Consider the following 26750-nt stretch of genomic DNA (forward strand, 5'->3'; position numbering starts at 1 on the left):
GCAAGATCAAAAATGCGCGGCCGGTGCGGTTGGGCCGTATCTCGCTGATTCCCTGGCCAGTTAACCGCTCGACGCCGTCGCCGCTGGCGCCGTGGTACTGCGCGCGCCGTTTCAGGCGATTTGACCTTCGCCGCGCTGCCCGCTATGTGCCTCGGGCGCGGCGTTCCCCCGTGGTGGTTCCTCTCATTGCGAGAAGGTTTTTCATGAGCGGTCATATCCTCCCCTACCGCGGCCTGTGGCCGAAGATTCATCCCGACGCCTACATCGCCGACACGGCCGCCGTGATCGGTGACGTGGAGATCGGCCCCGGCGCCTCGATCTGGTTCGGCTGCGTGCTGCGCGGGGACGTGAACAAAATCCGCATCGGGGCGGGGACCAATCTGCAGGACGGCACCATGGTGCACGGCAACCACGACCGCGCCGGCGACTACCGCGAGACCGGCGGCGGCATGCCGACGATCATCGGCGCCAACGTCGTCGTCGGCCACAAGGCCATGCTGCACGCCTGCACCATCCAGGACGGCGCCTTCATCGGCATGGCGGCTGTGGTGATGGACAAGGCGGTGGTGGAATCGCGCGGCATGGTGGCGGCCGGCGCGCTGGTGACCCCGGGCAAGCGGGTACTGAGCGGCCAGCTGTGGGGCGGCAGCCCGGCCCGCTTCATGCGCGAGCTGCGCGATGCCGAGATGGCCGACTTTGAATATCAGGCCGGCCATTACCGCAAGCTGGCGACCAACTACCTGACCGCACGCCAGGAGCGGGGCGGGCAGTAGAGGCGACGCCACCGATGTTCTGACAGGCGTTGGCTAACCCTTGCGCTTGCCCTTGCCGTTCTTCGGCGCTTCGTCGCTGTCCTGGGCTTGGACCTTCACGTAGCTGCCGGGGGCGTCCTCCAGGACCTTCAGCTTGCCGTCGCCCGGCTTGCGCGCCGCCACCTTGCCGTCGCTGAAGGTTTCAATCCACGTCTGCCATTCCGGCCACCAGGAGCCCTGGTGTTCGTCGGCGCTGTTGCACCAGGCGTCGGGATCCTTCGGGTTCTTGTCGTTGGTCCAGTAGCCGTACTTCTGTGCTTCGGGCGGATTGACGACGCCGGCGATGTGGCCGGATCCGGCAAGGATGAACTTCACCGGCCCCCCCAGCAGCTGGGTGGCCGAGTAGGTCGCCTTCCACGGCGCGATGTGGTCCTCGCGGGTCGAGATCAGGCAGGCCGGCTGCTTCACCTTCGAGAGGTCGATCTTCACGCCCTTCAAGGTGATGCCGCCGGGCTCGACCAGCTTGTTCTCCTGGTACATGCGGCGCAGGTAGAAGCTGTGCATGGCCGCCGGCATCCGCGTCGAGTCGGAATTCCAGTACAACAGGTCGAAGGGGAAGGGGTCCTTGCCCATCAGGTAGTTGTTCACCACGAAGGACCAGATGAGATCGTTGGCGCGCAGCATGTTGAAGGTGGTCGCCATGTCGGCGCCTTCCAGGTAGCCCTTGTCCTTCATCTTTTCTTCGAGGGCGGCCAACTGCACCTCGTCGATGAAGACGCCGAGCTCGCCGGACTCCTTGAAGTCCAGCATGGTGGTGAAGAAGGTCGCCGATTTCACCCGGTCGTCCTTCTGGGCCGCCATGTAGGCGAGGGTACAGGCCAGCAGCGTGCCGCCGAGACAATACCCGATGACGTTGACATCCTCTTCACCGGTTGCCCGCTCGATGGCGTCCAGCGCGGTGAGCGGGCCGTCGGTCATGTAGTCCTCGAACGACTTCGCCTTCAGCTTTTCGTTGGGATTGACCCAGGAGATGACGAAGACGGTGTGGCCCTGTTCGACGGCCCAGCGGATGAAGGAGTTTTTCGGCCGCAGGTCGAGGATATAGAACTTGTTGATCCAGGGCGGAATGATCAGCAGCGGCCGCTTGAAGACTTCGGCGGTCGTCGGCTCGTACTGGATCAGCTGCATGAGGTCGTTCTGGTAGACCACCTTGCCCGGCGTCAGCCCGATGTTCTCGCCCAGCTTGAAGGCCTCGATGTCGGTCATCCGGATCTTGAGGCGGCCCTTGCCGCGCTCCAGGTCGTCGAGGAGGTTGTGCAGCCCCTTCACCAGGTTCTCGCCGCCTGACTCCAGCGTCGCACGCAGCACCTCCGGGTTCGTCATCACGAAGTTGGAGGGCGCCATGGCGTCGACGAACTGGCGGGTATAGAAGTCGACCTTCTGGGCGGTCTTGTCGTCCAGACCCTCGACGTCCTTCACGGTCGACTGCATCCAGCGCGCGGTCAGCAGGTAGGACTGCTTCACGAAGTCGAACAGGTCGTTCTCGTCCCACTCCGGGTGCTTGAAGCGGCGGTCGCCCTTCTCCGGTGTCGCGATGGGGTCGGGCTCCTGGCCCATCATGCGCTGGGCCGTCGTCTGCCACAGCCGCATGTAGTCCTGCCACAGGTTCATCTGCGCCTGCACCAGCTTGGCCGGATCGGCCATCATGCGGTGGGTCATCTCCATGAAGGCGGCGCCGATGTTCAGCGGATCGAAGTTGTTGGGCGTGGCGCCCGGCTCCTGCCGGGCCAGGAAGTTGGCGACCAGCTTCTGGCTGCGCTCGGCGATGGCCGCCATGGACTTCGAGATTTCGACGGGATCGGGCAGTTTGATGTCGGGGGGCTGTTGCTCCGCCATAGCGGCTTCCTTATCCTGCATCTGGTTGCCGCAACCCGGCGCCGGCCTGCGGGGACTCGGCATGGAAACGCGAGTTTGCTTAATTGTTTTCAAGGTAATGGGGGGGTGAGTCCGTTTCAATAGCGGTAACGGCGGCAAGGGACGCCGAAAACCTCGGTTTTCGGCGGCGTTGCGGGGCGCCGGACCGGAGGGAGACACGGATTCAAACGCCCGTCTTAAGGAAGAAGAGGCGATGATCGACAAGCAGGAGGCGATGATACCGCTGGCCCGGGAGAACGGCGGGCCGGCCGCCGGGCGGCGCCGGGGCTGGCCGCTGGCGGCACTGACGGCCGCAGCGCTGGCGCTGGGCGGCTGCGCGGCGTTGCAGGATGCGACCAAGACGCCCGAGGAAGCGGCGGCGGAGCAGCCCGCCCAGGTGAGAGCCGAGGGGGCGAAGGACACGTTTCCGAGCCTCGGCGAGGTCCCCAAGGAGCCGCGGCCCTACACCGCCCCGGAAGACCGGGAGAAGGTCATGGCCGAGATGGCCGAGGACCGCAGCCAGGCGACCTTTACCGAGGCGCCGCCCCTGGAAACCGCGGCGCCGCGCGATCCCTTCGCCTCCAGCCTCATCATCGAGGGCGATTCGGTGACCACCAGCGACCAGGTCTCCGGCCTGCCGCTGCAGACCGGCGCCGGCGGCGGCCAGTTGGCGGCGATCATCTTCTTCGGGCACGGCGCGGCCGATCTGGATGCCCGCGACCGCGGCGTGCTGAACGACGTCGCCGCCCTCTACAGGCAGCGCGGCGGCAGCCTCAGGATCGTCGGCCACGCCAGCAGCCGGACCCAGAACGCGCCCCCCGACGAGCACCAGCTCGCCAATTTCGAGACCTCGCTGGAGCGGGCCGAGGTGGTTCAGGCGGCCCTGGTGGACCTCGGCGTGCCGTTGGAAGTCATGCAGACCGAGGCGGTGGGCGATGCCGAGCCGGTCTATCACGAGTTCATGCCGTCGGGGGAAGCGGGCAACCGCCGGGTCGAAATCTTCCTGGAAAACTAGACCCGCCGTCGCTACAAGAACCCGCTGAGCCGCGCCGGCGCCATCATGCCGGCATCCTTGGGGCGCCGGCTCGCCTGCAGCGGCTTTTCGCGGGTTTGCATCTCTAGCGGGTTTGAAGGTCCGCCTGTACGACCATGACTCAGGATTTCCATCGCATAAAGCGCCTGCCGCCTTATGTCTTCGCCGAGGTCAACGCCTTGAAATCCAAGGCGCGGGCGGCCGGCGAGGACATCATCGACTTCGGCATGGGCAACCCCGACCAGCCGCCGCCGCAGCATGTCATCGACAAGCTCGCCGAGACCCTGGCCGACCCGCGGGCGCACCGCTACTCCACCTCGCGCGGCATTCCGGGCCTGCGCAAGGCGCACGCGGCCTATTACCTCAGACGTTTCGGTGTGGAACTGGACCCGGAGCGCGAGGTCATCGTCACCCTGGGCTCCAAGGAGGGCCTGGCCAACCTCGCCCAGGCGATCACCAGCCCGGGCGACATCATCCTCGCGCCCAACCCGAGCTATCCGATCCACGCCTTCGGCTTCATCATCGCCGGCGCGGCGATCCGCAGCATCCCGGTCGCGCCGGGCTTCGATTTCATGGACCAGCTGGAGCGCGCGATGCGCCACTCGGTGCCGAAACCCTCGGCCCTGGTGCTCAACTATCCCTCGAACCCGACGGCAGAAGTCGTTGATCTTAATTTCTATTCCACTGTCGTGGATTTCTGCCGCGAGAACGGGATCTACATCATCTCCGACCTCGCCTATGCCGAGGTCTACTTCGGCGGGCCGCCGCCGCCGTCGATCCTGCAGATCCCCGGCGCCAAGGAGATCGCGGTCGAGTTCACCTCGCTCTCCAAGACCTATTCGATGCCCGGCTGGCGCATCGGCTTCTGCGCCGGCAATCCCGGTCTCATCGCCGCCCTGGCGCGGGTGAAGTCCTACCTCGACTACGGCGCCTTCACACCGATCCAGGTCGCCGCCACCGCGGCGCTCAACGGCCCGCAGGACTGCATCGACGAGATGCGCGCGCGCTACCGCCGCCGCCGCGACGTGCTGGTCTCCGGTCTCAACGCCGCCGGCTGGGCCGTTCCCAGCCCGCCGGCCACGATGTTCTGCTGGGCGCCGCTGCCGGCGCCGCTGAAGGACATGGGCTCGCTGGAGTTCTCCAAGCTGCTGCTGGAGAAGGCGCAGGTCGCCGTCGCCCCGGGCATCGGCTTCGGCGAGTACGGCGAGGGCTTCGTGCGCCTCGGCCTGGTCGAGAACGAGCACCGCACCCGTCAGGCGGTGCGCAACATCAAGGCCTTCCTCAAGTCCCTGGGCATCAACGAACAGGGCACACAGGTTCGGAACATCGCTTCTTGAGTAAACCTCTTCGCATAGCCATCGCCGGGCTGGGCACGGTCGGCGCGGGCACCCTGCGCCTGCTGCAGGCGAATGCCGCGGCGATCGCCGCGCGTGCCGGGCGTCCGCTGCAGGTGACGGCGGTGTCGGCGCGCGACCGCAACAAGGACCGCGGCGTCGATCTCTCCGGTCTCGCATGGTTCGACGATCCCATCGCGCTAGCGCGCGACGCCGAGGCCGACGTGGTGGTGGAACTGGTCGGCGGCTCGGAAGACCCTGCCAAGCTGATGGTGGAGACCGCGCTGCGCGCCGGGCGCCACGTGGTCACCGCCAACAAGGCGCTGCTGGCCCACCACGGCACCGAGCTGGCGGGCCTCGCGGAGAGCGTCGGCCGCGGCCTCGGCTACGAGGCGGCGGTGGCCGGCGGCATCCCGATCATCAAGGGCCTGCGCGAGGGCCTGGCGGGCAACCGCATCAACCGCGTCTACGGCATCCTCAACGGCACCTGCAACTACATCCTGACCCAGATGGCCGGCGACGGCGACAATCCTCACGGTAATCCGCCCGGCAATTCACCGGGGGGCCAGGACTTCGACACGGTGCTCGCCGAGGCGCAGCGTCTCGGCTACGCCGAGGCCGATCCCAGCTTCGACGTCGACGGCATCGATACCGCCCACAAGCTGGCGATCCTGACCGCGCTCGCCTTCGGCTGCGAGGTCGACTTCGAGAACGTCTACGTCGAGGGCATCCGCAACGTCTCGGCACTCGACGTCGCCTACGCCGACGAGCTCGGTTATCGCATCAAGCTCCTCGGCCTGGCGCAGCTGGTCGACGGCGCGGTGGAGCAGCGCGTGCATCCCTGCATGGTCGCCAAGGACCTGCCGATCGCCAGCGTCTCGGGCGTGTTCAACGCGGTGGTCGCCGACGGCGACTTCGTCGACACCACGATGTACGAGGGGCGCGGCGCCGGCGCCGGTCCGACGGCGTCGGCCGTGGTGGCCGACCTCATCGACATCGCGCGCGGCATGGTGCTGCCGGTCTTCGGCATCCCGGCCTCAGGCTTGACACGCCTGCCCAACCTGGCGATGGGCGAACATGCCTGTCCCTACTATCTGCGACTTCTGGTGCTCGACAAGCCGGGTGTCATCGCCGACGTGGCGGCGGCCCTGCGCGACGAGACGATCTCCATGGAATCGATGATCCAACGCGGCCGCGCCGAAGGCGAGGGAGAGGCGGTGCCGGTGGTGATCATGACTCATGAGACCCAGGAAGCGCAGATCCAGCGGGCGCTCGCCCGCATCGCCGAGCTGGATGCCGTGGTCGAACAGCCGCGGCTGATCCGGATCGTAGATCTTTAACCGACAGCCCCCAGAGGACCCGATGCCGAAAGCCAGCTCGCCACTCAGCGCCATGGACCGCAACCTTGCCCTGGAGACGGTGCGTGTCACCGAAGCCGCCGCACTTGCCGCCTCGCGCCTGATGGGCCGCGGCGACGAGAAGGCCGCCGACCAGGCCGCCGTCAACGCCATGCGCCAGTCGCTCAACGGCCTCTCGATCGACGGCACCGTGGTGATCGGCGAGGGCGAGCGCGACGAGGCGCCGATGCTCTACATCGGCGAGAAGGTCGGCTCCGGCGGGCCGGCCATCGACATCGCCCTGGATCCGCTGGAAGGCACCACCATCACCGCCAAGGGCGGACAGAACGCGCTGGCGGTCATCGCCATGGCCGAGGCCGGCAACTTCCTCAACGCGCCCGACACCTACATGAGCAAGATCGCCGTCGGCGGCGGCCTGCCGGACGACTTGGTCGACCTCGACGAGGAGCCGGCGGTGAACCTGAAGAATCTCGCCAAGGCCAAGAAAGTCGACGTCTCCGACCTGGTCGCCTGCATCCTCGACCGCCCGCGCCACAGCGACATCATCGCCAAGGTGCGCGCCGCCGGGGCGCGCATCATGCTGATCGGCGACGGCGACGTCTCCGGCGTCATGGCGACCAGCGCCAAGGACAGCGGTGTCGACATCTACCTGGGCGTCGGCGGCGCGCCGGAGGGCGTGCTGGCCGCCGCCGCGCTGCGCTGCATCGGCGGCCAGTTCCAGGGCCGCCTGGTGTTCCGCAACGACGACGAGCGCAAGCGGGCCGACAAGTGGGGCATCAAGGACTACGACCGCAAGTACAGCCTGCAAGAGCTGGCCAGCGGCGATGTCATGTTCGCCGCCACCGGCGTCACCGACGGTTCCATGCTGCGCGGCGTGCGCCGCTTCCACGGCGGCGCCACCACCCATTCCGTGGTCATGCGCTCCAAGTCCGGCACCGTGCGCTACGTCGAGGCGCACCACAACTTCGAGCGCAAGACCTGGTACGACTCTCTGGGCGTGTGAGGCGAAGAGATCGCTAGCGGGGCAATGAACGGGCGCGGCTGCTTCCTGGGCGTCGAACGTTCGCTCTGCGGCAAGCGCTGGGAGGAACGCCTGGCCGACGGCCGCCAGGCGCTCGCGCTGTCGCAGCAGCTGGGCCTGCCGGAGATCGTCGGCCGCGTGCTGGCCGCGCGCGGCGTCGATGGGGAGGAGGCAGAGCGCTTCCTCAACCCGACCCTGCGTGCCTACCTGCCGGACCCCTCCGTGTTCCAGGACATGGACCGCGCTGCCCAGCGCCTGGTCCGCGCGGTGGAGGCGGGCGAGAAGGTCGCCGTCTTCGGCGACTACGACGTCGACGGCGCGACCTCTTCGGCAGTGCTGGGGCGCTTCTTCGCGGCACTCGGCGTGCCGCTGCAGATCTACATCCCCGACCGCCTGGCGGAGGGCTACGGCCCCAACGCGCCGGCCCTCAAGCGCCTGAAGGCCGCCGGCGTCGACCTGGTCATCACCGTCGATTGCGGCATCACCGCCTTTGATGCGCTGGACGCGGCGGCGGCGGCGGGCCTGGAGGTCATCGTCGTCGACCACCATGCCGCCGAGCCGCGCCTGCCGGCTGCGGCCGCGGTGGTGAATCCCAACCGCCTCGACGACAGCTCCGGCCTGGGCCAGCTCGCCGCGGTCGGCGTCGCCTTCCTGCTCGTCGTGGCGCTGAACCGCGCGCTGCGCGATGCCGGCTGGTACCGGCGCGCGGGCCGCCCGGAGCCCGACCTGCTGCAGTGGCTCGACCTCGTGGCGCTCGGCACCGTCTGCGACGTGGTGCCGCTGACGGGGCTCAACCGCGCCCTGGTGGCGCAGGGGCTGAAGGTCATGGCGGCGCGGCGCAACGCCGGCCTGGTGGCCTTGAGCGACGTCGCGCGCATGGATGAGAAGCCCGGCACCTACCACGCGGGCTTCCTGCTCGGCCCGCGGGTGAACGCCGGCGGACGCGTCGGCGAGGCGCCGCTGGGCGCGCGCCTCTTGACCTGCGACGACCCGGGCGAGGCGGCCGCCATCGCCGTCCGGCTCGACGCCTACAACGCCGAGCGCAAGGCGATCGAAGTGCAGGTGCTCGACCAGGCGATCCGCCAGGTGGAGGAGACGGGACCCGGTGAAGGACTGGTGTTTGCCGCTTCCGAAGGCTGGCACGCCGGCGTCATCGGCATCGTCGCCAGCCGCCTGAAGGAGCGCTTCAACAAGCCGGCCCTGGTGGTGGCGCTCGAGAACGGCGTCGGCAAGGGCTCGGCGCGCTCGGTGCCCGGCGTCGATCTCGGCGCCGCGGTCATCGCCGCGCGCCAGGAGGGCCTGCTGGTGAACGGCGGCGGCCATGCCATGGCGGCCGGCCTCACCGTCGCGCAGGAGCATCTCGCGGCACTCACGGCCTTTCTCGACACGCGTCTCGCGCGCCGCCTGGCGGAGATCGACTACCGCCCGTCGCTGGGCATCGACGGCGCCCTGAAGCCGCGCGGCGCCACCCTGGAGCTGCTGGAACAGCTCGAGCGTTGCGGCCCCTTCGGCGTCGGCAACGTGCAGCCGCGCTTTGCGCTGACGGCGGTCAAGGTCTCCAAGGCCTCCGTGGTGGGCGAGAACCACGTGCGCTGCTTCCTGGGCGATGCGGCGGGCTCGGGCGGCGGCAGCCTGAAAGGCATCGCCTTCCGCGCCCTCGACAGCGATCTCGGCCCGGCGCTGCTGCAGACCGCCGGCCTGCCGCTGCACGTCGCCGGACGCCTGCAGGTCGACCGCTGGAACGGCCGCGAGGGCGTGCAGTTCGTCATCGAGGACGCGGCCCCGGTTTCCGGCGGCCCCGCATTCTGATCCGCCGGCATTCACGCAACGGCAATACACACACACACCGCTGTCGCCCCGGGGCTTGACCCCGGGGCCCATTGGCACCAGCACGCGGCACAGCAGCCCTCTGTATGCGTCTACGCCAGCCGCAAGGACGGAAAAGAATTTTGTCGATGACCGTTGAACGGCGAGGGCATTGGGTCCCGGGGTCAAGCCCCGGGACGACAACCTTGGGCTTGGCGGGGGCCGAGCCTCTGTCGCGTGCGATTGGGGAATCCTGAAGGGGTCGATCCCGACGCCTGCCTCCGCCTGCGCACCACAATCCCGACAAAATCCCCGGTTATCCCTCTCTCTTCTTAGAGACAGGGGGCCGCCGCCACGGTTAGGCTTATGGTCATGGCTGTGCGCTGCGCTTCTTTCCGGCCTCGCGCCCGCCGCTGCCCGGCACGGGGAGGCGGTGCGGCGCGCGTTCTCGCTGGACTTCTCTTCCTCGCCGCGCTCGCCCCCGGGGCCGGCCGGGCGCAATTCGAGCCCGCCCAGTTCGAGCCCATCGTGCCGGGGCCGGTGCAGCCGGTCAGCCTGGAACTGGTGCTGGCGGTCGACACCTCCTCCTCGGTATCGCCCGAAGAGTTCGACCTGCAGATGCACGGCTTCTCCGGTGCCTTCCGGGACCCCTCGGTGATCGCCGCGATCCTCGCCACCGGGACCAGCGGCATCGCCGTCTCGATGATCCAGTGGTCCGACAACCGCCGCCAGCAGCTGGCGGTCGACTGGGCGCTGCTGACCGACGAGGCCAGCATCCTGGCCTTCGCCGAGGCCATCGACGACACACCGCGCTTCCTCGACGGCGGCGGCACCGCGATCAGCGGCGCCATCGAGTTCGGCCTCGCCGAACTCAGCCGCAACGCCTTCGCGGGCACCCGCCAGGTGATCGACATCTCCGGCGACGGCCGCGCCAACCAGGGCGCCTCGCCGGACAGCCTGCGCGACCTGGCCATCCTGCAGGGCGTCACCGTGAACGGCCTGGCCATCCTCAACGAGGACACCTCGGTCGCCGACTACTACAAGACCAACGTGATCGGCGGCGAGGGCGCCTTCGTGATGACCGCCAACGACTACGAGTCGTTCGCCCTGGCGATCCAGGAAAAGCTGATCAAGGAGATCGGCGGCGTGCCGGTGGCCGAAGGTCCCGGAGCCCCCGGGGCGCCCGGCGGGCGCACGGTGGCAGCGGGCGCCGAGCTGGCCCAAATGCCGGAAGCGGCGGCGGAGCGGACCGCCCTCGGAGGGCCCCGCCCGCCGCGGCGCGGAGTCGTGCCGGAGTGAGGCGTTGCGGCCCGGATTGCCGCGGCATTTCGGCGACGTTCAACCGGATGGGCTTGCATTCCCGCGGCAGAGCGGCTAAATCCACTCCGCTCTCAAGACCCCATCGTCTAGAGGCCTAGGACACCGCCCTTTCACGGCGGCGACGCGGGTTCGAATCCCGCTGGGGTCGCCACTTCCTCACATGAAATGAATTCAGCGCGCCGGCATCGCCAGACGCGTTACGACGTCTTCGGCAGGGTCTTGTCGGTCTTGCCGCTGACCTGCGCGCTCACCCGGTCCATCGCCGTTTCCCAGAGGGCGATGGCGTCGCCGAAGAACTCGGCGAAGACGGAGAGGGGGTCGGGCTGGGGGGCGACGATGCGGACCTCGACGTCGCCGTCCTGGAAGGTCAGCCGGTCGGCGAACTTGCGCGCGACGTGTTGCATCTTCACGTTTTCCGGCAGGCACAGCAGGAAGAGGCTGGTGAAGCCGCGGTTGCGCGCGATGAGCAGCGCTTCTTCCAAGAGGCGCGTGCCGATGCCGTGGTTCTGATACGCCGGCTCGACCGTCACCGAGAGCTCGCCGGTCTTTTGGCTGTCCGGATTGTTGGGGGAGGGGTTCGGCGTGCCGCAGTCGCGCAGCTCGGCGACGCCGCGCAGGACGCTGCCCTCGAAGGCGCCGACGATCCAGGTCTGGTCCCACTGGATGGCATCGACGTAGGCGAGGATCACCGCCGGCGCGACGATGTGGCCGAAGCGCAGGCGGCGCGCGTCGTCGTCCAGCCGCAGCAAGTGGTCCTTCAGGACCGCGGTCTCGTGCGCAAGCAGCTTGCGGAAGACGAGCATGGGTGAAACTCCGGCAGGGTCGCCGGCGCCGGGTCGACGTCGGACCGAGAAGGGGCCTCGCCCGGCCGCGCTTCCATCAGCGCAGCCGGGGCGGCAGGTTCGGTCTTTGGACGACTGGTGCCGTAAAGCGGGCGCGTTACTGGGCGGCAGGGCCCGTTCAGGCGCGGTGCGGCATCGCGGTCCGGGCGCCGCTGTCACCGCGCCGGTGGAACAGTCCGGCGATACGGCGGTAGCTGGCGGTCAGGAAGGCCGCGATGGCCTCGGCCTGCATGCGCTTGCCTTCGGCGATGTGACGTTCGATCTCGGCGCCGGTGATCACCGTGCCGCTGACGAGGATGCCGGTCTTGCCGGCGGTCGGCCCCATGCTGAGGTCCTGGCTTTGGTGCTGCATGTCGAAACATCCTTCTCTTGAGGTTTCATGCGGAGCACCTCCCTAAACTCTGTGCACTGTTGCAGCGCACCGTTAAAAATTAGTGAGATTCGAGCGGCTTGCAAGTGAAATGCTGCGATGCAGCAATGTCATGCGCTGACTGCATGGCTGAGCGGGCAAAAGCCGTTTCCAGACCAACGGATCTCTGGAGGCAGGCGAATGGAATTCCCGCCCTGCTGCCGGCTTTGACGCTCCGGTAAGGCTTTCGGCTTAGCTTCCGGGCCATGAACCGGGCCCGATTCGCCGCTCTTTGCCTCAGCCTCCTGTGTCTCGGCCTTGCCTGGGCCGGGGCCGGACTGCTCGCGGGCGCCCAGAACGCCGCCCGGGCGGCGGAAACCCTGCCGGTCGGCCCTCAAAAACCGCAGGTCCGCGGCATGCCGCCGGTGCCGGAGGTCAAGCGCCTGCCGGTCAATCCGCAGCAGACCTCCAACCTGCTGTTCGAGGACGACCAGCGGATCGAGGACTTCGACCTCGACCGCGGGCTGAGCCGGCTGTGCCGGGAAGGGCGCTTCCGCCAGCAGCGCGAGCACCTCTTCATCGTGCGCCTGGGCGGCTATGTCCACGGCGCGGTGATCGGGGGCTTCTGGGGGCTCTATGACCCGGAGCGCCTGGCGGTCCCCAATCTGGTCTATGCCCTGCGCGGCCAGGATACCGGGCGCTGCGAGGTCCGTGTCCTGCGCCACCTGACGGATTTACGTCCCTGACCGGTCGGGCGCGCGCGAAGCGGGCCCGATTATTCGTCATAAATCCGTGACTTAACGCAATGCTAAGCAGCCGCTTCGTAGACTGTTCCCGCAAGTTCATGGGCAAGGTTTTGAGGCGAGGCGGAGTGACGATGGTATCCATCGACGACAGGTTGGGCGAGACCGCCGCAGCCGGCCACGGGGCGTCCCCCGGCTGGGTTGAACGCGTGCGCGCGCTGCCGCGCGCCATCCCGCGTGCTTTGCCGCTGGCGCTGGCCGGCGGCCTGGCGATCGCCGCGCTGGCCGTGGGAATCTCGAGCGGCTGGTTCGCCGCGCCGGCGGATGCCGCGCTCTCCGGCGCTGGCGAGGTGACGCTGGCTTCCAGCGGAGCGGGCGCGACGGATGCCGGCGTCTCGCACCAGGCCTGTGGGCGCATCGAGGAGATCGTCCACACCGCCTGCGGCTACAAGCAGCACGATCACGATGCCGCCGGCATCCGCCAGTGCGTCGCCTACGAACTGAAGTACACCATGTGGAGCGCCTACGGCTGCCAGTAGGCTGCCTGACAACTGCGGCCGCGACGGTGCCGATCGGCACTGCCCGTGCCGGCCATGAAAAAAGGGCCGCCCGCCGGGGTGGCCCTTTCTCGTTTCATGCTTCGGGTCGGATCGGCCAGCCGGCCCACAGGGGCACCGGTCCGGACGTCGCCCCTCAGGGGCGCGGCCCTCAGTGAACCACGGTGGTCTCGCGCTGCCGGGCCACGTAGTTCAGCCCGTGGGAAGTCGCCATGAAGGCGCGCTCCTGCTGCTGAATGTGAAGGGCATGCAACTCGCGCCCCAGGCTCTCCACCAGCACGGACTTCCAGGAGAGGATGCGCGCGCTCTGCAGCGCCAGCACCTTCCGCTTCGCGACACGCGCCGCATCCGACGCCTCCGGCTGCCGCCGTGCCGCTGTTCCCCGCTCTGGTCCCAATTTTGTGTTTGTCGTTGTCATTTGTCCAAGACTCCCATCGCACCACCGAGGTGGCATTCCCGCTTCGCACAAGACCCAAGGTAAGTAATGATCCTTACCGTGGAGTTAAGCGCAAGTGGGGTGCAGGCAAATTCGCCAGGGAACACAGCGATGTCACAGGCTCGAACAAGTTAACCGGAATAATCGGACGCATTTACTTAAAATGCGCCGGGACACGCCAGCAAGAAAGGCCGGGCGCGCGGTGTAATTTCTTCCGGGGATGAGAAGGGCTACCCGCCGCCGCGGCCGGATGGGCGAGGGGGTAGCGCTGCTGCTTCGCGGCGAGGGCGGTCCCGGCAACTCTCAGGGCAAACCTCAGGAGAGGTGCGGGCCTTCCTCGATCAGGGCGGTGAGGCCCCAGAGGGCGAAGTAGATGAAGAGGATCAGGCGTACGAGCATCGTAATGGACCCAGGATGGACTACTTGTCACGCAGCCTAGGTTCGCATGCACAGATTAAAAATGAGTTTTCCCACAAAGTAATTCTCATTTTCGGCAACTTGCCGGCGTTTGAAATGCAAGACATCTGTCAAATGTTTTGAATGCCTTAGCCTTCCCTTAAGCTCCGCGCCCTATGCTTTGCGGGTGGTGGAAGATGCGCGGCCGCTGCGGACCGCGCGCCGCCGATCAGGCGGGGGCCCAGACGAACGGCCCGATCCCCGAATGCGATGCGGAGTATCAGGAATGATGACAGGATCTATCGGCCGCCTTGTGCGGCTCGCGGGCGTTCTGGCATTGGCGGGCTTCACCGTCGGCTGCGCCGGCCAGCAGCAGGGACCAACAGGCTCGGCCCCGGCAGGCTTCGGCAAGGATCCCGGAAGCCGGGCGGAGCGCCTGGTCAGCTATTGCGATCGCATGGCCAAGAAGGGCGAGATGGTCACGGCGCTCGGCCTCTGTGCCCGGGCACACGAGATCGATCCGGACGATCCGGAGACGCTCATGAAAATCGCCGCGCTGCTGACGTCGATGAACCGCCAGCAGGCCGCGGTGCAGACCTATAACGCACTGCTGGAGCGTCATCCGCGCCATCACGAGGCACGCTACAGCCTCGGCAAGCTCTACATGGAGAGCGGAGAGGTCGCGCTGGCCGCGATCGAGTTCGAGCACGCCATGACCAGCGATCCGAAGGACCCGCGGCCCTACAACGCCCTCGGCATCCTGCAGGACCAGGCCGGCGCGCACGATGCCGCCCAGGCACTGTACCGCAAGGCGCTGGAGCAGGATCCGCTAAACACCTCGGCGCGCAACAACCTGGGTCTCTCGCTGGCGCTGAACGGCAAGCGTGACGAGGCCATCGCGGTGCTCGCCGAACTGGCCGTCGACACCGAGGGCAGCCAGGGCTCCGAGCGCACGGTGCTGCGCAATCTGGAAGCCGCTTATACGGCCCGGGCCACGGCCGGCCCTGCCGCGCAGGACGCGCCGCTCAGCGTTCCGGCCAACGTTCCGGATGCCGCGCCGCTCGAGCCGGTGGCCCGCGAACCGCTTGATGCGCCCGGCGAAGATCCCGTAGCGGAACCGGCTGCCGCCAAGGCGCCCGACGATCTGCCGCCGGCGCCGCCCGAGGGCGCGCCGACGCCGCTGTTCATGCCGCCGGCCCCGACGGCCGGTAATCCGCCGCAGTCCGGCGCCCGGTCGGCAGAGCCGGCGCCGCAGGCGAGCGGGCCGCAAGATTCCGTCATTCTGGCGGCGGCCGAACGGCTGATGGAGCCGCCGGCCTGGGCCGACTTCGAACCGGGCAGCCTGATCGGCACCGAACCGGCCCCGGCGGCCACGCCGGAGACGGCCCTGCCGCAGAGCGGCGCGCTCGACGATGCCAGCCTGGATCCCGAGGCGAGCGATCCGGTGGACCGGACCCCGGTCGAACGGAGCCCGATGGAAATCGGGGATCCGATCCAGCCGGGCGACTACAGCCTCACCCTGCTGGTGATCGAGGGCGGCGACCCCCTCGCCTGATCCCCGGCGGCGTGCCCGGAAGACAAAAAAGCCCCGCTCGCGAGAGCGGGGCTTTTCTTATGGCGGGTTCTTGCGAGGGTCAGCCGTCCCCTATTGGGTACAGGTGATCTCCTCGAAGCCGTCGCAGAGGAACTTGTCGCAGATTGAACCGCTGCCGATGAAGACGGTCGGGTAGAGGGCGCCGATGTTCTCCTCCTGGGTCCAGCGCGAGGCACGGGTGAAGCCGCGCGTCTCGCACCAGGCGTTGGCGGCGGGCTCCCCGCAGCCCTGCTCGTCGGCCAGGCAGAAGTTCAGGCGGTAGACCTGGTGCACCGGGAAGCGGAAGGTTTCCTGCTGCGGGCCGACCGGCCGCGAGGGCGCCGGGACCGGCTGTACCGGTACCACCGGGACCTGCGGCGCCGGCTGCAGGACCTGCTGCTGCGGTTCCGGTGCGCTAGGTGGCGCCGGCTGCAGGCCGCCGCTGACCGGTGCCGGCGTGGCAGGCGCAGGTGTGACTGGCGCAGGTGTGACTGGCGCAGGTGAGGCAGGCGCAGGTGAGGCAGGCACAGCTGCGGCAGCTGGGGGGGCGGCAGGCGCGGGCGTCGCTGCCTGCGGTGCCGGCTGCGGCGTGGGCGCCGGGGCAGGCGTGGCTACCGGGGCAGGCGTGGCCGCTGGGGCCGGCGTCTCGGTCGGGGCAGGCACGGGGGCCGGTTGGGCCCGTGTTGCCGTCTGGGGTGCCGGCTGCTGCGGCGTGCTGGGTTCGGACGGTGGCGTGGCACTGGGCGCCGCCTGCGCCGCGGCACTGGGCGCCGCCTGCACAGCGGGTTCAGTGGGCGCGGGTGCTGCGGGGGCAGGCGCCAGGGCCGCGGCGGCCGGAGCCGCGTCCTCGCGCATGTAGGCATCCAGCGGGCCGCGCAGGTAGCGGATCATCACCGAGCGGACCTTGCGGTCGAAATCGTATTCCGACAGGCGGTAGCCGGCGGGGCGCCCGTTATCCAGGCTGGGCAGCGTGATCGAGGTGCCGCTGCAGCCCGGCCCGTCGAACAGCGTGAGGATGAAGCGGTGGTCGATGCCCTGGTAGCTGCGGCTGAAGGCCTCGGGCAGCAGGGCGTAGGCCTCGCTGATGCGCACGAAGGCCGGCGCATCGGCTCCGGCACCGGGCGCCGCGGCGGGCGTCGTCAGGTCGGTGCAGGCCTCGCGCTGGGGCGGGTTGGGGACCGGCACGAACAGGCGGTTGAAATAGCTCTGGTCTTCGGACCGGTCGCAGCTGCGGTTGTAGTAGCTGCGCCGTTCCAGCAGCAGGAAGCCCGGCGGCGGTCCGAACTGGCGCCGGTAGGCGATGACCGAGGAATAATCGTCGTCCGCGGTCTGCGCCGCCTCATAGAGCCCATCGCTCGCCGTGATCGGCGCGAAGTCGGCCGTCAGGCCCAGCCACCAGGCGTCGGGGTTCTGCGCCGTGCCCAGGTTGGGCCCGCAAGCGTCGTCGCGGCTGGCGAAGTGGGGGCGCTGGAACAGGATGACGCCGACGCCGGGATCGGCGCGCAGCGAGGCGATCTTGTCGTTCAGTTCATCGCCGACATAAGGCAGCGCCGCATAGGGCTGATCGGGCGCCAGCGTCAGCGTCTTGGAAGCGCCGGTGAAGTTCGGGCCGGTAAAGAAGGTGACCCCGTCCTGTGCCATCGCCGCAGCGGGCAACAGCAGCACCGCCAGCGCCGCCGCCAGCAGTGGCCGGCCTGTCACGCTGCCCGCCTGACGATTCCTGAACTCCTGGTCGCAACGCCGCTTGCGAAAACGCATCATAAAAACGTCCCCAATTCGACGGGCGCCGCCTGCGCCCGCCCTGATTCTTCTTGTCGCAATCAATAGCCTCCCCCCGGGGGCTCCTCAACGCCCAAAGACCTACTGCCTGGACTCGAGTCTAGGCCAGCGGTTATGGACAGGCCGCGCGGCGAAACGCACACTCGACAGGCCCACACGGCTGCATCGGCGCCGCGACCGCCAGCACTCTCGCCAATTCCAGTCCTAGCTGCAAGACCATGACCGCTTCAAATCAACCACCCGTCACGCTCGTCCTCGGCGGCGCCCGGTCCGGCAAGTCGACCTATGCCGAGGCTCTGGTGGAGAGCTGGCCGAGGCCTTGCGTCTATCTCGCGACGGCAACCGCCGGCGACGACGAGATGGCCGAGCGCATTGCCCACCACCGCGCCCGGCGCGGCCCGCGCTGGCGCACCCACGAGGAACCGCTGGACCTCGCCGGCGCGCTGCTGGCGCAGTCGCAAGCCGACAACGTCATTCTTGTGGACTGCCTTACTTTTTGGCTTTCCAATGTTTTATTCGCCGATCTTGATGTGAATAATCATTGTGAGCAACTCGTCGCCGCGCTGCCGCGCCTGCCCGGTCCGGTGGTCTTCGTGTCCAACGAGGTCGGCCTCGGGATCGTGCCCGACAACGCGCTGGCGCGGCGTTTCCGGGACGAGGCCGGGCGGCTGAACCAGGCCGTGGCGGCGGCGGCGCAGTCGGTGGTCTTCATCGCCGCCGGCCTGCCGCTGATCCTGAAAGAACCTCGGAAGCCGGCGACCTGAGCGCTCAGGCGAGCAGCAGCCCGGCCATCACGGCGGCGAACAGCAGGCCGCCGGCCGCCAGGTAGAGGTCGAGCACCCGCGCGAGGTCCTCGGCGCCGACCTCGCGGCGGCCGTCGCCCATCCAGTGATCGTCCACCACCTGGCCGCCGTAGCGGCGCGGCCCCGCCAGCGCGAGGCCGAGAGCGCCGGCGAGCGCGGCCTCCTGCCAGCCGGCGTTGGGCGAGCGATGCCGGGGCGCATCGCGCAGCATGGCGCGCCAGGCGCCGCCGGCCGAGGCCGCCGGCAGGACCAGGGCGGCGAGCACGATGAGCAGCCCGGCGAGACGCGCGGGCAGGAAGTTCACGCCGTCGTCGAGCCGCGCGGCCACCTTGCCGAAGGCCTCGAAGCGCGCGTTCCTGTGGCCGATCATGCTGTCCAGGGTATTGATCGCCTTGTAGGCGAGGAGGCCCGGCAGGCCGAGCAGCAGGAACCAGAACACCGGCGCCACGAAGCCGTCGGAGAAGTTCTCGGCCGCGGACTCGGCGGCGGCGCGGGCGACGCCGGCGCGGTCCAGGCTGGCGGGGTCGCGCCCGACGATATGGCTGACGGCGGTGCGGCCGGCCTCCAAACTCTCGGCAAGCCCGCGGGCGACGGCGCGCACGGCGTCGTAGAGCCCGCGGAAGGCCAGCAGGCTGCTGGCGATGAGCCCCTCGGCGATCCAGCCGAAGGGCAGGCCGGACAGCAGCGCGTGCAGCGCGGCGCCGAGGCCGCCGGCCAGGGCGACGACCGCCAGGGTGCAGAGCGCGCCCAGGCCGATGCGGGCGGTGCGGGAGAGGGACTGGCGGTTCAGCGCCCGGGTCAGGAGGTCGATGCTCCTGCCGATCAGCACCACCGGATGGGGGAGGAGGCTGTAGAGCCAGCGCGGGTCGCCGATGACGAGGTCCGCCGCCATGGCGAGCAGCAGCATGGCCAGCGTGAAGGCCGGCGCCCAGATCCCGCCGAGGAGAGGATCCCAGAACATGGTGCCTGGCCGGGGCCGCCCTCGCGCCTACTGCCCGCAGCCGCAGGACTGCGCCTGCGGCGGCTTCTGCGCCTGCTGGGCGTAGAGGCGTTCCTGGGCGGCGAGGAGGGACCGCATCAGCGTGCCCAGGGGACCCATGCCGCGAAGCGCGGCCGGCTTTTTGAAGGCGTCGATGTCCGTGCGGGTGAGGTCGCCGGCGATGACGGCTTCTACGAGGGTGACGCAGAATTCGCTGGCGGCCCTTTCGGCGGGGACGTCGAAGAGACCGCCGAGAAAGCTGTCGATGTAGGGATCGCTGCCGTTCGCGGTCAGCGAGCGCTCGCAGGCGGCCTCGCCGGTCTCGCGCCGTTCGGGATGGCCGCGCACCTGCTCCAGGATCGTCGGCAGATGGGTGCTTCTGATCTCGCGCGGGCTGCCGTCCGGCGTGGCGCAGGCCGACAGCGTCAGGGTGACGGCCAGCAGCGCGGCCACCGCCGCGAAGAGCCTCATTGGCCGGCCTCCGGGCGCTGCGGCGGCGCGTTGCCCAGGTGATGCGCGAAGTAGACGGTGCGCAGCAGGCGGCCGGCCTCCACGGCCTCGCGGTCCTTGGGCGTGCCGCTCAGCACCGGCGCCAGGTTGTCCTCGGTAAGGGTGCCGGCGACGATACTGCGGATGATGGCCCGGCAGAGGGCCGGAATGGCGTCGCTTCGGGGCACGTCCAGGAAGCTCGCCATCACGGCGCGATAGTCGGCTTCCTTGTCGGAATCCTCGATGGCCCCGACGCAGTTCTCGGCGGTGGCTTCGGGCGACAGCGTGCCGCTGCGCAGGCTGCGCACCGCCTCCAGCATCTCTTCCTCCAGAGAGGTCGCCGCCGCCGGGGCAACCATCAGAGATGCGGCCAAGGACGGGCCGATGATCATCGCCACGGCAAAACGCAGCGGCCGCTGCCCCCTCAACGTCATGTGCAGTCTCGCTCCTGCGCCTTAAGGTCGTATGTCAGGCTAGCAGCTTTGCCCTTCACGCGGAATGCGTCCGCGCCGGGAGGCAGGCATTTCCGCAGCAGGCTATGAAGCTCACTTCTTCTTCTTCACCGCTTCGGCGTCAGCACGGATCGCGGCTTCGATCATGCGGCAGGCCTCGTCGGCCTCGGCCCAGCGCTTGATCTTCACCCACTTGTCGGCTTCCAGGTCCTTGTAGTGGGCGAAGAAGTGGGCGATCTGGTCGAGCAGGATCTGCGGCAGTCCGCGGTACGAGGAGACATTGGAGTAGTAGGGGTGCAGGCTGTCCACCGGCACCGTCAGAACCTTCTCGTCCTCGCCGGCCTCGTCCTCCATCACCAGCATGCCGATCGGCCGCACGCGAACGACCGCGCCCGGGATCACCGGAATGTTGTTGGCGATCAGCACGTCGACGGGGTCCCCGTCGTTGGACAGGGTGTGGGGGACGAAGCCGTAGTTCAGCGGGTACTGCATGGAGGTGTGCAGGAAGCGGTCGACGAAGATCGCACCGGAATCCTTGTCCATCTCGTACTTCACAGGGTGCGCGCCGAGCGGCACTTCAACTATCGCGTTAAGGTCCCAGGGCGGGTTCTTGCCGACCGGAATTTTGCTGATATCCAACGATTTCTCCTGGTTATCCGGCGGGGCGGCCTCATTTTTCGCTCCGCCGGAGGTTCGTGCTCTTTACCAATTGTTAACGTCGCGGGCCTATTAATAAACCGTTAGCGCGAGACTTCGCACAAGCGAAAAGATCAGGTCAAACAACTGATTCGTATAATAAATTGTCGCATCTCTGTACGGGCTCGATCGGCGAGAGTGACGATTTTTCCGCCCGGAGGCGGCGGGCGAAGGTGAAGATACATTAACTGTGGCTCTATGCACCCCCCGGTGCCGTTCGGCAAGGGGGGAGTACGGCGCAAGGACGGTGCCGGCGGGCTCCGTCCTCCGGGCCTATGAGCAGCGTCTTGCGATGCGGTGTGGAACGAGATGAGCGTGAAGGACAACCACAAGCGTCCGCTTCTGTCGCGTTGGCCGGCGGCCTTCATCGCCGCGGTGCTGATCGGCACGACGGCGCTCGTCCTCTACGTCGAAGCCAGCGTGTCCAAGTTGAAGCAGGTGCTGCCCGTCGAGGTGCTGCGCCAGGAGCGCGACGTCGTCTTCATGATCGACGACCTCGCCGCCCTGCAGCGGGCGATCCGCGAGGCGCGCGGCCAGTCCAGCATCGAGCGCCGCCAGGCAATCGTCGACCGCATCGATCTCATCGAGCGCCGCGTGCGCGACATGACCGAAGCTTATTCATTCAGCAACCAGATGGGCATCGCCTCGATGCACGGCACCCTGCGCCCGGTCGCAGCCGATTTGAAGCTGTGGCTGAAGGATGGGGTGCAGGGCCTGGCGCCGGATTCCGACGTGGTGCTCGACCTCGCCTCGGAGCGCATCGCGGCGGCGCGTCAGGACATCGTCAAACAGTTCGGCGAGGCCAACGCCAGCGCGCTGGCCATGCTGCAGGAGGAAGCCAGCAGCCTGGAGCGCTTCCGCGGCGCCCTCATCCTGGTGGTCATCGTGGTCGCCTCGCTGACGGTCGTGCTGGTCGCCTTCATCTTCCGCGAGCGCCGCTCCGAAATGGCCGCGGCGGCGGCGCAGCAGCGCCTGCGCGAGTCCATCGAATCACTGGCCGGCGGCTTTGCGCTGTTCGATGCCAACGAGAAGCTGGTGCTGTGCAACCGGCGCTACGGCGATCTCTATGCCGGCGTGCGCGACATGCTGATCCCCGGCATGCGCTTCGAGGAACTGATCACCGCGGCGGCGCGCTCGGGCAACTTCCCGGAGGCCAACGACAGCGCCGATCTGTGGATCAGCAAGCAGTTGCAGCACTTCCGCAATCCGGGCCGACCCTTCGAGATCGAACTGCGCGACGGCACCTGGTTCCGTGTCGCCGAGCGCCGCACCGCCAACGGCGGTTTCGTGGTGATCAGCACCAACATCACCGAGCTGCGGCGCCGGGAATCCGAACTGCGCAGCATCGGTGAGGAACTGCGCCACAAGAACGTGCTGCTCGACGCCGCCCTCGACAACATGGCGCAGGGCCTGGCGATGTTCGACGTGAACCAGCGCATGATCATCTGCAACCAGCGCTTCCTCGATCTCTACAACTTGCCCGGCGGCATGGCGCAGCCGGGGACCGAGCTGGCCGAGATCCTCGACTACACCGCGCGCATGGAGAATCTGTCGTCGGAGCAGGCGCGCGCCCTGCGCCACCGCCGCCTGGCCACCGCCGCCAGCCTGGAAGAGACCACCGTGCAGGACTTCCTGTCCAACGGGCGGGTGATCAGCGTGGTGCACCGGCCGATGCCCGGCGGCGGCTCGCTGGCGACCTACGACGATGTCACCGGCAGCTACAGCGCCGAGCGCCAGCTGCGCCTTGCCAAGGAGGAGGCCGAGCTGGCGAGCCGCGCCAAGTCCGACTTCCTGGCCAACGTCAGCCACGAGCTGCGCACGCCGCTGAACGCCATCATCGGCTTTTCGGAGATCATCAAGGACCAGCTGTTCGGGCCGATGGGCAACCAGCGCTACCGCGAGTACGCCATCGACATCCACGACAGCGGCACGCACCTGCTGAGTCTGATCAACGACATTCTCGACCTCTCGAAGATCGAAGCCGGGAAGTTCGAGCTGAACGAAGAAGCCATCGACCTGGAAGCCTGCACCAAGTCCTGCTTCCGCATCATGCGCGATCGCGCGGAGGAAGCGGGGGTCATGCTGCAGCACAGCTTCCCGCGCCAGCTGCCACGCCTGAAGGCCGACCCGCGCGCGGTGAAGCAGATCCTGCTGAACCTGCTGTCCAACGCGGTGAAGTTCACGGACCCGGGCGGCCGCGTGGTTGTCTACGGCACCACCGACGAGAACGGCGGCCTGGAGTTGCACGTCGAGGATACCGGCATCGGCATCGCCGAGGTCGACATCGCCAAGGCTATGGCCCCCTTCGGCCAGGTCGACTCTTCGCTGAGCCGCAAGTACGAGGGCACCGGCCTCGGCCTGCCGCTTACCCGCCACCTGGTGGACCTGCACGAAGGGTCGCTGACCCTGCAGAGCGTGATGGGCCAGGGCACGCAGGTAACCATCGTGTTCCCGCACCAGCGCGTGATGGGCAACACGGTGCCCTTCGAGCCGCGGCGGGCGCTCGGCACTGCAGTCTGATCCCCCAGTCTGATCGCGGAGTCTGATCGCAGCCGATCCTCCCAGTCTGGTGCTGGCGGCGGGGCGTGCTAAGCCGCCGGTAGAGACGGATGCCGGGCGGTTTGCCGTTGACGCTGGCGACTGCCCAAAATCGCCTCGCAACTTTCACAACATATGGTATGCTACCTCTTAATTGGGGGTATATCAGGGGGCGAGGCCGTGAATCGGGCCTTCGATCCGGCTTCGCTGCCGGATAACAAGCTGCGTCGTCTATACGATTATTGGCGCTCACGCTGCAGGGAAAGCGGCTATCCCTCGCGTCTGGACATCGATCCGCTCGATATTCCCGAACTGCTGCCCAACGTCTTCCTGCTCGACGTCGTCGGAGACGCCGAGGATTTCGTGTTCCGCCTCGCGGGGACGCTGGTCGAGGACGTCTTCAGCATGTCCCTGCGCGGCAAGTCGATCACCGTCATCCACAAGGATGCCGGCACCCCGGTCCCGGTCGCCCAGCACATCGAGGTGGCCCGCGGGGCTGGGCCGCGCTACCGCGAGGGGATCGTGCTGGTGTCGGGCCGCGAGCATTGGAAGACCCAGCGCCTGCTGCTGCCGCTGTCGAGCGACGGCCGGCGCGTCGACGTGCTGATGGGCGGCGCGATCTTCATGCTGGGCGACCGCATCAGCGAAATGACGGCCGAACCCTGGAGCTATCCGCGCCCCGCCAACGACCCGCCGCTCGGTTTCTAAGGTCCCGGGTTTGGTTCTAAGGCCCTGGGTGTGGGCTTCTGGCGGCATTGCGCGGAACCGCCTAATTTTTGCCTCACAACCGTGTTTCCCTCGTCCTTTAGTTTCTGTCGGACCGGCCGTCCGCTACGGCAGAATCCATTCGCCAGGAATCGGGGCGGCGTCTCCGCCAAAGCCTTGATCCTCCAGAGAGGGAGAACGAGCCCACCATGAGTTTCATCAGTCCATCGCGCCGCGCACCGGGTACCTCCCCGGTCGCCCCCGCCACTGAAAGCGGCCCGGACACCGGCCTGGGCGCGCGTCCCGGCCCCGGCGCCGGCACCGCCGGCTTCGCCCGACCTGAACCGGCAGCCAAGGCGCCGCCGGCTGAAACGGCGGAAGCCTCCTCCCAGGGCACGCTGATCGTCGGCGAGGGCATCCACGTCAAGGGCGAGATCCAGTCCTGCACCACCCTGGTGGTGGAAGGCCGGGTCGAGGCGTCGCTGGAGGCGGCGGAACTCGCCGTGCGCGACGGAGGTGTCTACGACGGCAAGGCGGTGGTCGAATCCGCGCGCATCGGCGGGGTGTTCACCGGCGACCTCACCGTACGCGGCCTGCTGACCGTGACCGCCGGCGGGCGGGTCAGCGGCAGCCTGCGCTACGGCGAGCTGCGCATCGAGCAGGGCGGGCGCCTCAGCGGCGACGTCGACCTGCTGGCGGAGGAGGAAACCTCCGGCAAAGAGGCGCCGCCCCAGCCGGATGCCCGCGAGGCCGCGAAGGCCGCCGTCAGCAAGGCCCAGGCCGAGGGCCGGGCCAAGGCCGAGACGGACTCCGACCTCGAACAGAGAAAACGGGAGATGATCGCCCGCTAGCGGGCGCTCTCTGCACCGAGCCGTGCCCAGATCACCCGCTGCACTGCGGCATAGCCGCGGCTGCGCAGGGCGATCTGTGGCGCCAGCAGGCGGTCGGCCGCCGGCAGCGCGTGAAACGGCAGTGCCGGATAGGCGTGGTGCGCGCTGTGCAGGTTCATGTTCCAGCACAGCAGGCGCACGGCGGCGTTGCTGAGGGTGGTGCGGCTGTTGGCGAGCATGTCCGGCACTTCGGGACAGCCGCTGTGTTCGGCCAGCAGATAGAGCCTGAGAAAAGGCTGCCCGACCAGCGCCGGAATCACCCAGAGCCAGAGCAGCAGCGTGCTGCCGGCCGCCAGGCTGGCGGCGGCGGCGAGCGCATAGCCGGCGAGATGCCAGCGCGCCTCGCGCACGATGGCCGGGCGCCGCGGTGCGGGAACGTAGCGCTCCGTCACGCTTCCCCGCGCATGGCGCCAGGTCGTGGCGATGCGCTCGCGCCAGTAGGGCAGTCCCGAAACGTGGTGCAGGTAGCCGATGCGGCTGGTCAGCGGCCGGCCCGCCAGCTCCGGATCGCGCGCGCGGTCCTGGGTGAAGCGGTGGTGTTCCAGGTGGAAGCACCGGAAGTAATCGGCCGGCAGCAGCAGCAGGAAGCCCGCGGCGCGGGCCACGGCATCGTTCAGCGCGCGGCGGCGGAAGGCGGTGCGGTGGATCGTCTCGTGCAGCGGGGCGAAAAGGAACACCAGGACGACGCCGTGAGCGAAGAGGGCCGGCACCACCCACAGCGTGCCGCGGCTCCACAGCAGCAGGCAGCCGGTCGCCGTCAGCATGGCGAGGTGCCCGCCCAGGCGGACGAGGCCTTTGCGGTCGCTGCGCGCCGCCAGCGACCGCAGCGCCAGCTTGCCGGGAGTGCTCCGGGGGTCGCCCTGGGAATCGCGCCGGATGCTATCGCTCGCTGGGCCCGCTGCGTCCATGGCGCCTCATCCGCAGAGGATCTTCGCGTGGTGGCGCAGGTGATCCTCGATGAAGCTGGCGATGAAGTAGTAGCTGTGGTCGTAGTCGGCCTGCATGCGCAGCTCGAACCGCTGACCGGCTTCCTCGCAGGCCTCGACCAGCAGGTCCGGCAGCAGCTGCTCGCTGAGGAAGGGATCCTCGACGCCCTGGTCGATGAACAGCAGCGCGTCGGACGGCTGCCGGCGGATGAGGGCGCAGGCGTCGTACTGGCGCCACAGCTCTTCGTCCTTGCCGAGGTAGCCGAGGAATGCCTTCTGACCCCAGGGAACCTGGCTGGGCGCGACGATCGGCGCGAAGGCGGAGACCGACTTGTAGGTGCCCGGGTTCTTCAGGTGGATGGTGAGCGCGCCGTGGCCACCCATGGAGTGGCCCATGATGCCCTGGTGGCCCATGTCGGCGGGGAAGTGCTCGGCGATCAGCGCCGGCAATTCCTTGGTGATGTAGCTGTACATGTTGTAGCGCTGCGACCACGGCTTCTGGGTGGCGTCGAGATAGAAGCCGGCGCCGCTGCCGAAGTCGTAGGCGTCGTCTTCGCCGGGATAGCCGGCGCCGCGCGGGGAGGTGTCCGGCGCCAGCACCATGACCCCCAGTTCGGCGGCCACCCGCTGCGCGCCCGCCTTCTCTGTGAAGTTCGCCTCGGTGCAGGTGAGCCCGGAAAGATAGGTCACCAGCGGCACCTTCTTGCCGCCCCTCGATTGGGGCGGCTGGTAGACGGAGAAATTCATGGTGCCGCCGCACAGCGCCGACTCGTGGCTGTAGAAGCCCTGCGTCCCCTCGAAGCAGCGCTGCTGGCTCTTCACTGTCAGATCCATATCCGCCCCTAGCTCTCTGATCTTACGGAAGATCCGAGAAACGCGCTTACCCCGCCGCCCGTTCCCCGATTCGCCTTTCCAGACTCGGGCCATGATAGCGCCTTTGCCGGCCTTTCCGAATAGCGCGCTTCGCCTCGGCAGGCCGGGGTTCAACCCTGGCGTTTCAGTAGACGACGACCGATCGGATTGACTTGCCCTCGTGCATGAGGTCGAAGCCCTTGTTGA

Annotated in this window: 25 protein-coding genes and 1 tRNA gene; 15 read left to right on the top strand and 11 right to left on the bottom strand. The window is 68.3% G+C overall.

The genetic code is table 11. The annotated features are described in order from the left end of the window. Positions 1-203: 203 nt before the first annotated feature. Positions 204-773, top strand: a complete 570-nt coding sequence (locus WDC82_RS14870; protein WP_340118120.1) for a gamma carbonic anhydrase family protein — start codon at positions 204-206, stop codon at positions 771-773. Positions 774-806: 33 nt separating this feature from the next. Here the strand turns inward: WDC82_RS14870 and WDC82_RS14875 are convergent, their stop codons facing one another. Then, positions 807-2648, bottom strand: coding sequence for a class I poly(R)-hydroxyalkanoic acid synthase (locus tag WDC82_RS14875; RefSeq protein WP_340118121.1), 1842 nt, complete (start codon positions 2646-2648; stop codon positions 807-809). 232 nt (positions 2649-2880) lie between these two features. Between WDC82_RS14875 and WDC82_RS14880 the strand changes: the two genes are divergently transcribed. The 7 genes from WDC82_RS14880 (at position 2881) to WDC82_RS14910 (ending at position 10689) form a co-directional block, all read left to right on the top strand. After that, a complete protein-coding gene (locus tag WDC82_RS14880) occupies positions 2881-3681 on the top strand; it encodes an OmpA family protein (protein WP_340118122.1) in 801 nt (266 codons plus the stop codon). A gap of 134 nt (positions 3682-3815) precedes the next feature. Beyond that, positions 3816-5036: an LL-diaminopimelate aminotransferase gene (locus tag WDC82_RS14885; RefSeq protein ID WP_340118123.1), complete on the top strand. Its 1221-nt coding sequence runs from the start codon at positions 3816-3818 to the stop codon at positions 5034-5036. After that, positions 5033-6373: a homoserine dehydrogenase gene (locus WDC82_RS14890; RefSeq protein ID WP_340118124.1), complete on the top strand. Its 1341-nt coding sequence runs from the start codon at positions 5033-5035 to the stop codon at positions 6371-6373. The genes WDC82_RS14885 and WDC82_RS14890 overlap by 4 nt, the downstream gene beginning before the upstream one ends. Before the next feature lie 52 nt (positions 6374-6425). Further along, entirely contained in the window at positions 6426-7394 is a 969-nt protein-coding gene (glpX, locus tag WDC82_RS14895) for a class II fructose-bisphosphatase (protein ID WP_340118157.1), read from the top strand. 24 nt (positions 7395-7418) lie between these two features. After that, complete coding sequence (gene recJ / locus WDC82_RS14900) at positions 7419-9221, top strand: single-stranded-DNA-specific exonuclease RecJ (RefSeq protein ID WP_340118125.1); 1803 nt, start codon at positions 7419-7421, stop codon at positions 9219-9221. A 369-nt stretch (positions 9222-9590) separates the two neighbouring features. Continuing rightward, positions 9591-10517: a DUF1194 domain-containing protein gene (locus WDC82_RS14905; RefSeq protein ID WP_340118126.1), complete on the top strand. Its 927-nt coding sequence runs from the start codon at positions 9591-9593 to the stop codon at positions 10515-10517. Positions 10518-10613: 96 nt separating this feature from the next. Next, positions 10614-10689 (top strand) — tRNA-Glu (locus tag WDC82_RS14910). Between the two features lie 46 nt (positions 10690-10735). On the opposite strand, the gene WDC82_RS14915 is transcribed toward WDC82_RS14910, so the two are convergent. Further along, the gene (locus WDC82_RS14915; RefSeq protein WP_340118127.1) at positions 10736-11341 is read right to left on the bottom strand and encodes a GNAT family N-acetyltransferase; all 606 of its coding nucleotides are present in this window, start codon (positions 11339-11341) and stop codon (positions 10736-10738) included. Positions 11342-11498: 157 nt separating this feature from the next. Then, a complete protein-coding gene (locus WDC82_RS14920) occupies positions 11499-11732 on the bottom strand; it encodes an RSP_7527 family protein (RefSeq protein WP_340118128.1) in 234 nt (77 codons plus the stop codon). Between the two features lie 263 nt (positions 11733-11995). Between WDC82_RS14920 and WDC82_RS14925 the strand changes: the two genes are divergently transcribed. Both WDC82_RS14925 and WDC82_RS14930 read left to right on the top strand, forming a co-directional pair. Then, positions 11996-12475, top strand: a complete 480-nt coding sequence (locus tag WDC82_RS14925) for a hypothetical protein (RefSeq protein WP_340118129.1) — start codon at positions 11996-11998, stop codon at positions 12473-12475. 125 nt (positions 12476-12600) lie between these two features. Continuing rightward, positions 12601-13011, top strand: coding sequence for a hypothetical protein (locus WDC82_RS14930; protein ID WP_340118130.1), 411 nt, complete (start codon positions 12601-12603; stop codon positions 13009-13011). 169 nt (positions 13012-13180) lie between these two features. Here the strand turns inward: WDC82_RS14930 and WDC82_RS14935 are convergent, their stop codons facing one another. Continuing rightward, on the bottom strand, positions 13181-13447 hold the full coding sequence (locus WDC82_RS14935) for a hypothetical protein (RefSeq protein ID WP_340118131.1): 267 nt from the start codon (positions 13445-13447) through the stop codon (positions 13181-13183). Between the two features lie 700 nt (positions 13448-14147). Here WDC82_RS14935 and WDC82_RS14940 point away from each other — a divergent pair. Then, positions 14148-15416, top strand: coding sequence for a tetratricopeptide repeat protein (locus WDC82_RS14940; RefSeq protein ID WP_340118132.1), 1269 nt, complete (start codon positions 14148-14150; stop codon positions 15414-15416). A 90-nt stretch (positions 15417-15506) separates the two neighbouring features. Here WDC82_RS14940 and WDC82_RS14945 read toward each other — a convergent pair whose 3' ends face one another. Next, the gene (locus tag WDC82_RS14945; protein WP_340118133.1) at positions 15507-17135 is read right to left on the bottom strand and encodes a hypothetical protein; all 1629 of its coding nucleotides are present in this window, start codon (positions 17133-17135) and stop codon (positions 15507-15509) included. A 296-nt stretch (positions 17136-17431) separates the two neighbouring features. Here WDC82_RS14945 and cobU point away from each other — a divergent pair, with 296 nt between their 5' ends. After that, positions 17432-17977 (top strand): bifunctional adenosylcobinamide kinase/adenosylcobinamide-phosphate guanylyltransferase, encoded by a 546-nt coding sequence (gene cobU / locus WDC82_RS14950; RefSeq protein ID WP_340118134.1) that lies wholly within the window; start codon positions 17432-17434, stop codon positions 17975-17977. 4 nt (positions 17978-17981) lie between these two features. On the opposite strand, the gene cbiB is transcribed toward cobU, so the two are convergent. From cbiB to ppa, 4 genes are all read right to left on the bottom strand, one after another. Next, positions 17982-18977, bottom strand: a complete 996-nt coding sequence (gene cbiB / locus WDC82_RS14955) for an adenosylcobinamide-phosphate synthase CbiB (protein ID WP_340118135.1) — start codon at positions 18975-18977, stop codon at positions 17982-17984. A 27-nt stretch (positions 18978-19004) separates the two neighbouring features. Further along, on the bottom strand, positions 19005-19466 hold the full coding sequence (locus tag WDC82_RS14960; protein WP_340118136.1) for a hypothetical protein: 462 nt from the start codon (positions 19464-19466) through the stop codon (positions 19005-19007). Beyond that, a complete protein-coding gene (locus WDC82_RS14965; RefSeq protein ID WP_340118137.1) occupies positions 19463-19918 on the bottom strand; it encodes a hypothetical protein in 456 nt (151 codons plus the stop codon). Before WDC82_RS14965 ends, WDC82_RS14960 begins: the two co-directional genes overlap by 4 nt. A 111-nt stretch (positions 19919-20029) precedes the next feature. After that, positions 20030-20575 carry an inorganic diphosphatase gene (ppa, locus tag WDC82_RS14970; RefSeq protein ID WP_340118138.1) on the bottom strand — a complete coding sequence of 182 codons (546 nt, stop codon included), beginning with the start codon at positions 20573-20575 and terminating at the stop codon, positions 20030-20032. A 366-nt stretch (positions 20576-20941) separates the two neighbouring features. Here ppa and WDC82_RS14975 point away from each other — a divergent pair, with 366 nt between their 5' ends. From WDC82_RS14975 to WDC82_RS14985, 3 genes are all read left to right on the top strand, one after another. After that, positions 20942-23152 carry a PAS-domain containing protein gene (locus WDC82_RS14975; protein WP_340118139.1) on the top strand — a complete coding sequence of 737 codons (2211 nt, stop codon included), beginning with the start codon at positions 20942-20944 and terminating at the stop codon, positions 23150-23152. Between the two features lie 198 nt (positions 23153-23350). Continuing rightward, the gene (locus WDC82_RS14980) at positions 23351-23878 is read left to right on the top strand and encodes a PAS domain-containing protein (RefSeq protein WP_340118140.1); all 528 of its coding nucleotides are present in this window, start codon (positions 23351-23353) and stop codon (positions 23876-23878) included. A gap of 206 nt (positions 23879-24084) precedes the next feature. Then, entirely contained in the window at positions 24085-24726 is a 642-nt protein-coding gene (locus tag WDC82_RS14985; RefSeq protein WP_340118141.1) for a polymer-forming cytoskeletal protein, read from the top strand. On the opposite strand, the gene WDC82_RS14990 is transcribed toward WDC82_RS14985, so the two are convergent. Continuing rightward, a complete protein-coding gene (locus WDC82_RS14990; RefSeq protein WP_340118142.1) occupies positions 24723-25673 on the bottom strand; it encodes a fatty acid desaturase in 951 nt (316 codons plus the stop codon). The two genes, WDC82_RS14985 and WDC82_RS14990, sit on opposite strands and share 4 nt — an antisense overlap. Before the next feature lie 6 nt (positions 25674-25679). Further along, a complete protein-coding gene (fghA, locus tag WDC82_RS14995; protein ID WP_340118143.1) occupies positions 25680-26525 on the bottom strand; it encodes an S-formylglutathione hydrolase in 846 nt (281 codons plus the stop codon). Between the last annotated feature and the right edge of the window lie 225 nt (positions 26526-26750).

The organism is Pelagibius sp. 7325, from assembly GCF_037652055.1.
Lineage (GTDB): Bacteria > Pseudomonadota > Alphaproteobacteria > Kiloniellales > Kiloniellaceae > Pelagibius.

What these genes read in the sequence shown, in the direction of transcription:
- WDC82_RS14905 (WP_340118126.1), top strand. Translation starts at nt 9,591, where the DNA reads ATGGCTGTGCGCTGCGCTTCTTTCCGGCCTCGCGCCCGCCGCTGCCCG.
- cbiB (WP_340118135.1), bottom strand. Translation starts at nt 18,977, where the DNA reads ATGTTCTGGGATCCTCTCCTCGGCGGGATCTGGGCGCCGGCCTTCACG.
- fghA (WP_340118143.1), bottom strand. Translation starts at nt 26,525, where the DNA reads ATGGATCTGACAGTGAAGAGCCAGCAGCGCTGCTTCGAGGGGACGCAG.
- WDC82_RS14975 (WP_340118139.1), top strand. Translation starts at nt 20,942, where the DNA reads ATGAGCGTGAAGGACAACCACAAGCGTCCGCTTCTGTCGCGTTGGCCG.
- WDC82_RS14935 (WP_340118131.1), bottom strand. Translation starts at nt 13,447, where the DNA reads ATGACAACGACAAACACAAAATTGGGACCAGAGCGGGGAACAGCGGCA.
- glpX (WP_340118157.1), top strand. Translation starts at nt 6,426, where the DNA reads ATGGACCGCAACCTTGCCCTGGAGACGGTGCGTGTCACCGAAGCCGCC.
- WDC82_RS14870 (WP_340118120.1), top strand. Translation starts at nt 204, where the DNA reads ATGAGCGGTCATATCCTCCCCTACCGCGGCCTGTGGCCGAAGATTCAT.
- WDC82_RS14885 (WP_340118123.1), top strand. Translation starts at nt 3,816, where the DNA reads ATGACTCAGGATTTCCATCGCATAAAGCGCCTGCCGCCTTATGTCTTC.
- WDC82_RS14925 (WP_340118129.1), top strand. Translation starts at nt 11,996, where the DNA reads ATGAACCGGGCCCGATTCGCCGCTCTTTGCCTCAGCCTCCTGTGTCTC.
- WDC82_RS14875 (WP_340118121.1), bottom strand. Translation starts at nt 2,648, where the DNA reads ATGGCGGAGCAACAGCCCCCCGACATCAAACTGCCCGATCCCGTCGAA.
- WDC82_RS14985 (WP_340118141.1), top strand. Translation starts at nt 24,085, where the DNA reads ATGAGTTTCATCAGTCCATCGCGCCGCGCACCGGGTACCTCCCCGGTC.
- WDC82_RS14940 (WP_340118132.1), top strand. Translation starts at nt 14,148, where the DNA reads ATGATGACAGGATCTATCGGCCGCCTTGTGCGGCTCGCGGGCGTTCTG.
- WDC82_RS14960 (WP_340118136.1), bottom strand. Translation starts at nt 19,466, where the DNA reads ATGAGGCTCTTCGCGGCGGTGGCCGCGCTGCTGGCCGTCACCCTGACG.
- WDC82_RS14920 (WP_340118128.1), bottom strand. Translation starts at nt 11,732, where the DNA reads ATGCAGCACCAAAGCCAGGACCTCAGCATGGGGCCGACCGCCGGCAAG.
- WDC82_RS14965 (WP_340118137.1), bottom strand. Translation starts at nt 19,918, where the DNA reads ATGACGTTGAGGGGGCAGCGGCCGCTGCGTTTTGCCGTGGCGATGATC.
- cobU (WP_340118134.1), top strand. Translation starts at nt 17,432, where the DNA reads ATGACCGCTTCAAATCAACCACCCGTCACGCTCGTCCTCGGCGGCGCC.
- WDC82_RS14990 (WP_340118142.1), bottom strand. Translation starts at nt 25,673, where the DNA reads ATGGACGCAGCGGGCCCAGCGAGCGATAGCATCCGGCGCGATTCCCAG.
- WDC82_RS14915 (WP_340118127.1), bottom strand. Translation starts at nt 11,341, where the DNA reads ATGCTCGTCTTCCGCAAGCTGCTTGCGCACGAGACCGCGGTCCTGAAG.
- WDC82_RS14880 (WP_340118122.1), top strand. Translation starts at nt 2,881, where the DNA reads ATGATCGACAAGCAGGAGGCGATGATACCGCTGGCCCGGGAGAACGGC.
- recJ (WP_340118125.1), top strand. Translation starts at nt 7,419, where the DNA reads ATGAACGGGCGCGGCTGCTTCCTGGGCGTCGAACGTTCGCTCTGCGGC.